Genomic DNA, 9169 nt, shown 5'->3' with positions numbered 1-9169 from the left:
TCTACCGCCAGCTTCACGGCTGGCACACCGCGCCGGGCAGCGCCCGCGCCTCCCACTTTCTCCCTGAGGGGCACATGAAACCCTCGCAAAGGCGAAGCCGCGCCTTCACAATCGCGTGCTTCCCTTCACTGGCAGCCTGTCTTATTCAGGTCATTGGTGGATTCTCGACGGAGGGCGGAATGACAATCTCGGCACGCAGCGCAGGACTTGGCGCGATGCTCCTCTTCGCAGGCCTGCTTGCAGGTTGTGATGATGGCTCGACGCAGCAGGCCGCCGGCCCCGCCCCCATCCCCGCCGTCACCGTGGTCAAGGTCGAGGCCAAGGATCTCCGTCCCTCCGTCAGCTTCTCGGCCCGCGTCGAGGCTCTTCACAAGGTGGACCTGCTAGCCCGCATCGAGGGCTATCTCGACAAGCAGAACTTCACCGAGGGTGCGTCCGTCAAAACCGGCGACCTTCTCTATGTGATCGAAAAGGCGCCCTACGAGGCGAAGGTTGCCGCAGCCGAGGCATCGGTCGCCATGGCAAAGGCCCGGCTCGACCGCACCGAGATCGAGCTGACGCGCCAGACCACGCTGGTCAACAAGGAAGCCTCCGCCCAGACCAAGCTGGATGATGCCCGCACCGCCCGCAACGAGGCCAAGGGCCAGTATGACAAGTACATTGCCGAGCTTGACCAGGCAAAGCTGCAACTCTCCTACACCGAAATCCGCGCGCCCATCGACGGGCGCATCGGCAAGTCGCTGCTGTCCGTCGGCAGTTTCGTCAGCCCGCAGAGCGGCACACTGGCCACCATCGTCCAGCAGGATCCGATTGGCGTCACCTTCCCCGTCAGCCAGCGCGACCTCATCGCCGTGCGCGAGAAGATGGGCGACAACGCCAAGCTCAGAGACCACACCGTCTATGTCGAGATCGGCAAGGGCAAGCGCTACCAGTATCCCGGCAAGGTGGACTTCCTCGATGTCGGCGTGAACACGGGAACAGACTCCGTCAACGTCCGCGCCACCTTCCCCAACCCGCAAGGGCTGCTGGTCGATGGCCAGCTCGTCACTGCCGTGGTCGAGGCGCAGTCCGCCGAGCCCACGCTGGTGACGCCGGTCAACGCCATCCAGATCGACCAGTCCGGTCCCTTCGTGCTCGTCGTCAATTCGGAAAGGAAGATCGAGGTGCGGCGCGTCGAGTTGCTGCGGCAGGAGGCGGGCTTCGTGGCCATTGCCAAGGGGCTTTCGGCGGGTGACCTTGTGGTCACCGAAGGCGTGCAAAAGGTCAAACCCGGCCAGGTCGTGGACGCGACTGAAGTCAAGCCGGAGGCCTGACGGATGTTTTCCTCGATCTTCATCGACAGGCCGCGCCTCGCGGTCGTCATCTCGCTGGTCATCACCATCGCCGGGCTCGTGGCGATGCAGCTGATCCCGGTGGCCCAGTTCCCCAACATCGTGCCGCCGCAGGTGCAGGTGACCGCGAACTACGCCGGCGCCAGCGCCGAGGTGGTCGAAACCACAGTGGGCCAGCCCATCGAGTCCCGCGTCGTCGGCGTCGACAACATGATCTACATGAAGTCGACCAGCGGCAACGACGGCAGCTACACCCTCACCATTACCTTTGCAGTCGGCACCGATCCGGACCTCAACACCGTCAACGTCCAGAACCGCGTGAAGCTCGCCGAAGCTCAGTTGCCTCAGGAAGTGCGCACCCAGGGCGTGAGCGTACTGAAGCGCTCTTCCGCCATCCTCCAGATGGTGGCCTTCACCTCGACTGACCCGAAGCAGGATCAGCTGTTCCTGTCCAACTACGTCACCATCAACCTGCTCGACCGCCTGAAGCGCGTGCGCGGCGTGGGCGATGTGAGCCTGCTGACACCGACCGACTATTCCATGCGCATCTGGGTCGACCCGCAGCGCCTGATCGACTACGAGATGGTGCCGGCCGACATCATCAACGCGCTGAAGAAGCAGAACGTGCAGGCCGCCATCGGCCGCATCGGCTCGGCGCCATCCCTGCCCGACCAGGCCTTCCAGCTGTCGATCCAGGCCCAGGGCCGCCTCACCACGCCGGAGGAATTTGGCGACGTTGTGATCCGTGCCACCGAGGGCGGTTCCTTCGTCCGCCTGAAGGACGTGGCGCGCGTCGAACTGGGCGCCCGCCTCATGGAAACGCTGGGCCGTCAGGATGGCTTGCCTGCCGCCGTCATCGGCATCTACCAGGCGCCCGGCGGCAATGCCATCGCCAGTGCCGAGGCCGTGAGCAAGATCCTCGAGGAGGCCAAGACAAACTTCCCCGAAGGCATGAACTACAACGTCACCTATGACACTACCAAGTTCGTCGAGGAGAGCATCCACGAGGTGGTGAAGACACTGCTCGAGGCCTTCGCGCTGGTGGTCATCGTCGTCTTCCTGTTCCTCGGTTCCGTGCGCGCCACGATCATTCCGCTGATCGCTGTTCCGGTGTCCCTGATCGGCACCTTTGCGGTGATGGTGGCACTGGGCTTTTCGGCCAACACCGTCTCGCTCCTCGCCCTCGTGCTCGCCATCGGCATCGTGGTGGACGACGCCATCGTGGTGGTCGAGGCCGTCGAAGCCAAGATGGAGGAAGACCCCAACATCACGCCCAAGGAAGCCGCCCGCAAGGCAATGGGCGAGATCACGGCACCCATCATCGCCATCACCCTCGTCCTCATGTCGGTGTTCGTGCCGGTAGCCTTCATTCCCGGCATATCGGGCCAGCTGTTCAAGCAGTTCGCGGTCGTCGTCACCGTCTCGATGTTCATCTCGGCCCTCAACGCGCTCACGCTGTCGCCTGCGCTGTGCGGCGTCATGCTCAAGAACAGCCATGGGCCGAAGCGCTTCCCGATGCGCCAGATCCTCGGTGGCATCAACATGGCGCGTGACGGCTATGCCGCGGTCGTCAAGCGCCTGGTGCGCATGGCCATCATCGGCCTCATTGCGCTCGCCGTGATCTTTCCGGTCACCGGCTGGCTGTTCAAGGTCACGCCGTCGGGCTTCCTCCCCGCCGAGGACCAGGGCGCCATCTTTGGCGAGGTGGTGCTGCCGGAAGGGTCGTCCCTCAACGTCACCACCTCCGTGGCCAAGCAGGTTTCCGACATGGCCGGTCAGATGGAAGGCGTCGCCGGCGTGATGACCGTGGCCGGCTACTCCATGCTCGACGGGCAAGTGAAGTCAAACGCCGCCCTGCTCGTCCTGACGCTGGCCCCCTTCGCCAAGCGCACCGATCCGTCGCTCAACGTCAACGCCATCATCGGGCGGCTCATGGCCAAGGGCCAGGCCGTGCGACAGGCGAATGTCATCTTCTATAATCTCCCGCCCATCATCGGCCTTGGCACCGGCAGCGGCTTTGAGTTCCAGCTGCAGGATTTCACTGGCGCGGCACCGCGTGAATTGGCGGCAGTGGCCCGCGGGCTCGTCTTCGCCGCCAACCAGAACCCCAACCTGTCGCGGGTGTTCACAACCTTTGCCGCCAACACGCCGCAGCTCTTCCTCGATATCGACCGTGACAAAGTCCAGACGCTGGGCATTGACCTCTCCGACGTCTTCTCGACTCTGCAGGCGGTGCTGGGTGGATCCTACGTCAATGACTTCAACATGTTCGGGCGCACCTGGCAGGTCACCGTGCAGGGCGAGGCCGTGGACCGTTCCAAGATCGACGACATCTATCGCATTTCCGTCCGCAACAAGAAGGGCGAGATGGTCTCCGTCCGCGCCTTCGCCGAGGCCCGGCTGATCCTCGCGCCGCAGTCGATCACCCGCTTTAACAACGTGCGCAGCGCCACCATCAACGGCAGCCCGGCCCCGGGCTACAGCTCAGGCCAGGCGATTGCCGCGATGGAACTGGTCGCCGCCACTGCACTGCCGAAGGGCTTCGGCTATGAGTGGACCGGCACCGCGCTGCAGGAGAAGGCTGCCAGCGGCAAGACCACCATGATCCTCGGGCTGGCCGTGCTCTTCGCCTATCTCTTCCTTGTCGGCCTCTACGAAAGCTGGACGATCCCGATTGCCGTGCTGCTCTCCGTATCCGCGGGTGTCATGGGATCGCTTCTGGCGCTCAAGGTGTCCGGGCTCTCCAACAACCTCTATGCCCAGATCGGCCTCGTGGTGCTGATCGCGCTTGCCGCCAAGAACGGCATCCTGATCGTCGAGTTCGCCATGGAGGCCAGGCGCAAGGGGCACAGCATCGTCGATGCGGCGACCACCGGCGCCAAGGAGCGCTTCCGCGCCGTGATGATGACGAGCTTTGCCTTTATCGCCGGTCTCATCCCGCTGGTCTTCGCCGAAGGCGCCGGCATGCTCAGCCGCCGCGGCGTGGGCACGACAGTGTTCGGCGGCATGATCGGCGCCTCGGTGCTCGGCATCTTCCTCATCCCGCTGCTCTACGTGGTGTTCCAGTGGGGCCGCGAGAAGGTGCACGGAACAGGAGATACGGCGGCGGCGGAGCCACATCCGCCGGAGCCAACCGTAACCTGACAGGTGGGCGGCGTGATCGGAGCGCTGGCTGCACACGTAGACGAGGCTCGGCCAATTGGAGGAAACCATGTCGCGCCGGCCCGGCAAGTTCGCGGTTACCTTCGTGTTCATCACCGTGTTCCTCGACATGGTGGGTTTCGGGCTCGTCATGCCGGTTCTGCCGCGGCTCATCGAGGAGGTGAGCGGAACGGACCTCGCCGGAGCCTCGATCTGGGGTGGTTGGCTGTTCTTCGCCTATGGCGGCATGCAGTTCCTGTTCGGCCCGGCCATCGGCAACCTTTCGGACGCCGTCGGCCGCAGGCCCGTGCTGCTGCTTTCAGTCTTCGGCCTTGCCATCGACTATCTGCTCACCGGTTTCGCGCCCTCCATGCTCTGGCTGTTCGTTGGCCGGATCTTCGCTGGCATCTGCGGGGCCTCCTACACGACCGCCAATGCCTTCCTCGCCGACATCACCAAGCCGGCGGACCGCGCCAGGGTCTTCGGCCTCATGGGTGCGGCCTTCGGCCTGGGCTTCATCATCGGCCCGGCCATTGGTGGCTTGCTCGGCACCTTCGGCCCCCGCGTTCCCTTCTTCGTGGCGGCGGGCATTGCCCTTCTCAATTTCGCCTACGGCTGGTTCGTATTGCCCGAGACACTCGCACCGGAGAACCGCCGAAGCTTCTCACTCGCACGCTCCAATCCCGTCGGCGCGCTGAAGGTCTTCGCCCAGTACCGGGGCGTCGTGCCCCTCAGCGCAGTCATGTTCCTCTACTTCCTCTCGACCGCCGTCTACCCCGCCATCTGGGCCTTCTGGGGCATCGCCGCCTTCGGCTGGTCCGAGGCCACGGTGGGCCTGACGCTCGCGGCCTTCGGCCTCATCACCGCCCTCGCGCAGGGCGGACTCACCGGGCCAGTGGTCAAATGGATGGGTGAGAGGAACGCCGCCCTCTTCGGCCTCGTCATGGCCGTGGTGGCTCTTGTCGGCTATGGCCTGGCGCCCGGGCTTCTCGCAGTGCTCATCCTGCTGGTCATCCACGCGCCGGAAGGCTTCGTGCACCCTGCCCTCACCGCCATGATGTCCCATGAGGCGCCGGATGATGCGCAAGGCGAAATCCAGGGCGGCATTGCAAGCCTCCAGAGCATCGGCATGTTGCTGGGAACGGTGCTTTTCGCGCAGGTCTTCGGCTGGTTTGTCGAACCGGGAGGCTCATCGGTATCCGTCGGAGCGCCATTCTTCCTCGCCGCATTGATGCTGGCGGCAACGCTCGTCTACTTCCTCACGCTCCGGGAGGTGAAGCCTGTCACTCGACCGTAACGGACTTCGCAAGGTTCCGAGGCTGGTCAACGTCGGTGCCGATGAACACGCCCGCATGGTATGCCAGCAACTGCACAGGAACAGCATACAGCAGCGGGCTGACAAACGGATGCGCCTTCGGCACCCTGATGGAGCGGAACGCCTTGTGCTCGTTGTCCTTCATGCCGTGATCGTCCGTCAACAGCACGATCTTTCCGCCGCGCGCAGCGACCTCCTCCATGTTGGAAATCGTCTTGTCATAAAGCTCGTCGTGCGGCGCGATGACAATCACAGGTACATTCTCGTCAATGAGCGCAATGGGCCCATGCTTCAGTTCACCCGCCGCATAGCCCTCGGCGTGAATGTAGGATATTTCCTTCAGCTTCAGCGCGCCCTCGAGAGCGATCGGATAGTTCAGCCCACGGCCAAGGAACAAAACATCACGTGCATTGGCAATCTCACGGGCAACGTCGGCGATGTGCTTCTCTTCCTTCAGAATCTCGGTCATCTGCCGCGGCACCATGATCAGCGCTCCGACCAACTCCTTCTCCTGCTCCAACGAGATGGTGCCACGCAATCTGCCAGCAAGAATGGCGAGACAAGCGAGCGCCGTAAGCTGACAGGTGAAGGCCTTGGTGGAGGCGACCCCGATCTCAGGCCCCGCATAAGTGCGGAACACCATTTCACTCTCTCGCGCGATCGTCGACTCTTGCACATTCACGATTGCAAGCGTGTGCTGTCCCTGCGACTTGCAATAACGCAACGCCGCCAGCGTATCGGCCGTTTCACCTGACTGGGACACAACAATGGCAAGACCGCTTTTCGGCAACGGCGCCTCACGGTACCGGAACTCGGAAGCGATATCGACCTCTGTCGGAAGACGTGCGATGCGTTCGAACCAGTACTTGGCCGTGAGCCCTGCATATGAAGCTGTGCCGCAGGCGGTGATGGTGATGCGGTCCAGCTTCGCAAAATCAAATGCAAGGCCTTCGGGGATACGCACAGTGCGTTCCGAGAAATCCACATACTCGGCCAGCGTATGTCCAACGACTTCGGGCTGCTCCTCGATTTCCTTCGCCATGAAATGGCGGTGGTTGCCCTTGTCGACCAGCATGGTGGAGGCCTGGCTGAAACTCATCGGCCGTTCGACGCGGCTCCCCTGAGCGTCGAGGATCTCCACGGAGTTGTGTGTCAACACCGCCCAGTCGCCATCCTCGAGATAGGTGATGCGGTTGGTGAAGGGAGAAAGGGCAATGGCATCGCTGCCCACAAACATTTCACCGTTGCCATGCCCGATAGCAAGCGGCGGGCCATTGCGCGCGGCGATCATCAGGTCGTTCTCGCCCTTGAACAGGATGGCAAGCGCAAAGGCACCATGCAGTCTTGGCAGCACGGATTGCACCGCTTCGCGCGGAAGCTTGCCGCGCTTCAATTCGCGGGAGAGTAGCTGGGCGATGACCTCCGTGTCAGTTTGTGTGGTGAAGACCGCTCCCTCGGCAATCATCTCATCCTTCAGCGTGCGGAAGTTTTCGATGATGCCGTTATGGACCACCACAACATCCCCCACCGCGTGAGGATGGGCGTTGGTCTCCGTCACCCCCCCATGGGTGGCCCAACGGGTGTGGCCGATTCCGGAGGTGCCAGAAAGTGGCTCGCGCACAAGCAAACTGGCCAGATTCTTCAACTTGCCCACCGCGCGGCGTCGCTCAATGCCGCTGGGTGTCAATGTCGCAACACCCGCCGAGTCATAGCCGCGGTATTCCAAACGCCGCAACGCCTCGACGATGTTGTCCGCCACAGGTTCCTTGCCGAGGATGCCGACGATGCCACACATGGAAAATGCCTTACTTGCCTTTACGAGCGGCCTTGCGAGCCGCCTTCATTTCTCGATAACGCTTCGCCCACCCGACACGTAACTCGAGTTCGGCGCGGGTGATGGCCAGCGCGTCTGCTGGCACGTTGCGTGTGATCACGCTACCAGCTGCAATCGAGGCGCCATCCCCAACGCTAACCGGTGCAACAAGTGCAGTATTTGAACCGATGAAGACATTCTCACCGATTTCAGTCAGATGCTTTTCATAACCATCATAGTTGCACGTGATCGTACCCGCACCGATGTTGGTCTTCGGGCCAACACTTGCGTCGCCGATATAGGACAGGTGATTGGCCTTGGCACCTTTCCCGATGATTGCCTTCTTGACCTCAACGAAGTTACCAATATGTGCACCCTCGTGGATGTCTGCTCCCGGTCGCAAACGAGCATATGGGCCTATCCGCGCGCCGGACGCCACGCGCGCTCCCTCTATATGAGAGAAGGCAAGAATTTCGACATCATCACCAATCACGACACCCGGCCCAAACACGACATCAGGTTCAATCACCACGTCTTGACCGAGCACCGTGTCGGCTGAAAAAAACACAGATCCGGGCGACACCAAAGTCACGCCATTCAGCATGTGGGTCCGTCGGTAAGCATTCTGAAGCGTCGCTTCGATTCCCGCCAACTGTTCTCGGTCATTGACACCGGCAACTTCCGCCTCTGAGCACACCGCAAGCCGACATTTCGCACCCGCCGCGGTCGCAATCTCCACGAGATCGGTCAGGTAATACTCCCCCTTGGCATTGCCATTGCCGATCTTCGGCAGCAGAGACCAAAGAAGCGAAGAGTTGATTGCGATAATCCCGGAATTGCACAAACGAATCTCGCGTTCCGCTGGATTTGCATCAAGTTCCTCGCGGATCAGCACGACATCGCCGGCTGCGTCCTGCAAAAGACGGCCATAACCACGGGGGTTCGCGGCCTCAAAACCGAGGACGGCCATTCCCTGGCCGGCAAGATCCACGACGTGTCTTAGGCTGCCAGACGAAATCAGAGGTACGTCGCCGTAAAGTATCAGAACGGTGCCGTTGAAGGCCTTGAGGGCCTCTCGTGCCATTAAAACGGCGTGGCCAGTGCCGAGGCGGTCCACCTGGATAGCGTCACGTGCATTGGGAAACACCTTGCGCGCCTCATGGGATACGGCATCCATATCCGGCCCTAGAACCACAACCGTCTCGCTGGGACCAAGAACCTGAGCGGCATGCAGAACGTGGCCCAACAGGCTACGTCCCGCCACACGATGCAAGACCTTGGGAAGGTTCGATTTCATCCGCGTGCCCTTGCCCGCAGCGAGGACAATGATCGAGACGTCGCTCATACCCGTACCGATTTAGAGAATCTCATGCGTTTTCCGTAGCATGCCAGAATGCTCGAGGCGATAGGAAGGCGAGCAGCAATTCTGTTGACCGCCCCCCCACCCCCCACTATGTTACGCGCCCATTCGCCAGGCGAATAAACTGGCTGTGGGCCCGTAGCTCAGCGGTAGAGCATCTGACTTTTAATCAGAGGGTCCCGGGATCGTACCCCGGCGGGCTCACCAAT

Annotated in this window: 5 protein-coding genes and 1 tRNA gene; 4 read left to right on the top strand and 2 right to left on the bottom strand. The window is 62.2% G+C overall.

Annotation, left to right across the window (positions count from 1 at the left end; translation table 11 throughout):
* The first annotated feature begins 179 nt into the window (after positions 1 to 179).
* The 3 genes from WCJ41_RS18200 (at position 180) to WCJ41_RS18190 (ending at position 5769) form a co-directional block, all read left to right on the top strand.
* Positions 180 to 1313 (top strand): efflux RND transporter periplasmic adaptor subunit, encoded by a 1134-nt coding sequence (locus WCJ41_RS18200; RefSeq protein WP_336907259.1) that lies wholly within the window; start codon positions 180 to 182, stop codon positions 1311 to 1313.
* A gap of 3 nt (positions 1314 to 1316) precedes the next feature.
* The gene (locus WCJ41_RS18195; protein ID WP_336907258.1) at positions 1317 to 4475 is read left to right on the top strand and encodes a multidrug efflux RND transporter permease subunit; all 3159 of its coding nucleotides are present in this window, start codon (positions 1317 to 1319) and stop codon (positions 4473 to 4475) included.
* 67 nt (positions 4476 to 4542) lie between these two features.
* A complete protein-coding gene (locus tag WCJ41_RS18190; RefSeq protein ID WP_336907257.1) occupies positions 4543 to 5769 on the top strand; it encodes a TCR/Tet family MFS transporter in 1227 nt (408 codons plus the stop codon).
* Here WCJ41_RS18190 and glmS read toward each other — a convergent pair.
* Both glmS and glmU read right to left on the bottom strand, forming a co-directional pair.
* Entirely contained in the window at positions 5756 to 7582 is a 1827-nt protein-coding gene (gene glmS, locus WCJ41_RS18185) for a glutamine--fructose-6-phosphate transaminase (isomerizing) (RefSeq protein WP_336907256.1), read from the bottom strand. The two genes, WCJ41_RS18190 and glmS, sit on opposite strands and share 14 nt — an antisense overlap.
* 10 nt (positions 7583 to 7592) lie before the next feature.
* Entirely contained in the window at positions 7593 to 8945 is a 1353-nt protein-coding gene (gene glmU, locus WCJ41_RS18180) for a bifunctional UDP-N-acetylglucosamine diphosphorylase/glucosamine-1-phosphate N-acetyltransferase GlmU (RefSeq protein WP_336907255.1), read from the bottom strand.
* Positions 8946 to 9092: 147 nt separating this feature from the next.
* On the opposite strand from glmU, the gene WCJ41_RS18175 reads away from it, so the two are divergent.
* Positions 9093 to 9167 (top strand) — tRNA-Lys (locus tag WCJ41_RS18175).
* The last annotated feature ends 2 nt before the right edge of the window (positions 9168 to 9169 follow it).

The sequence above is a fragment of the Aestuariivirga sp. genome (genome assembly GCF_037139295.1).
Classification (GTDB): Bacteria; Pseudomonadota; Alphaproteobacteria; order Rhizobiales; family Aestuariivirgaceae; genus Aestuariivirga.
The sequence above is the reverse complement of the archived record's forward strand: the minus strand, read 5'-3'. Positions and strand labels throughout refer to the sequence as shown.

What these genes read in the sequence shown, in the direction of transcription:
- WCJ41_RS18195 (WP_336907258.1), top strand. Translation starts at nt 1,317, where the DNA reads ATGTTTTCCTCGATCTTCATCGACAGGCCGCGCCTCGCGGTCGTCATC.
- WCJ41_RS18190 (WP_336907257.1), top strand. Translation starts at nt 4,543, where the DNA reads ATGTCGCGCCGGCCCGGCAAGTTCGCGGTTACCTTCGTGTTCATCACC.
- WCJ41_RS18200 (WP_336907259.1), top strand. Translation starts at nt 180, where the DNA reads ATGACAATCTCGGCACGCAGCGCAGGACTTGGCGCGATGCTCCTCTTC.
- glmU (WP_336907255.1), bottom strand. Translation starts at nt 8,945, where the DNA reads ATGAGCGACGTCTCGATCATTGTCCTCGCTGCGGGCAAGGGCACGCGG.
- glmS (WP_336907256.1), bottom strand. Translation starts at nt 7,582, where the DNA reads ATGTGTGGCATCGTCGGCATCCTCGGCAAGGAACCTGTGGCGGACAAC.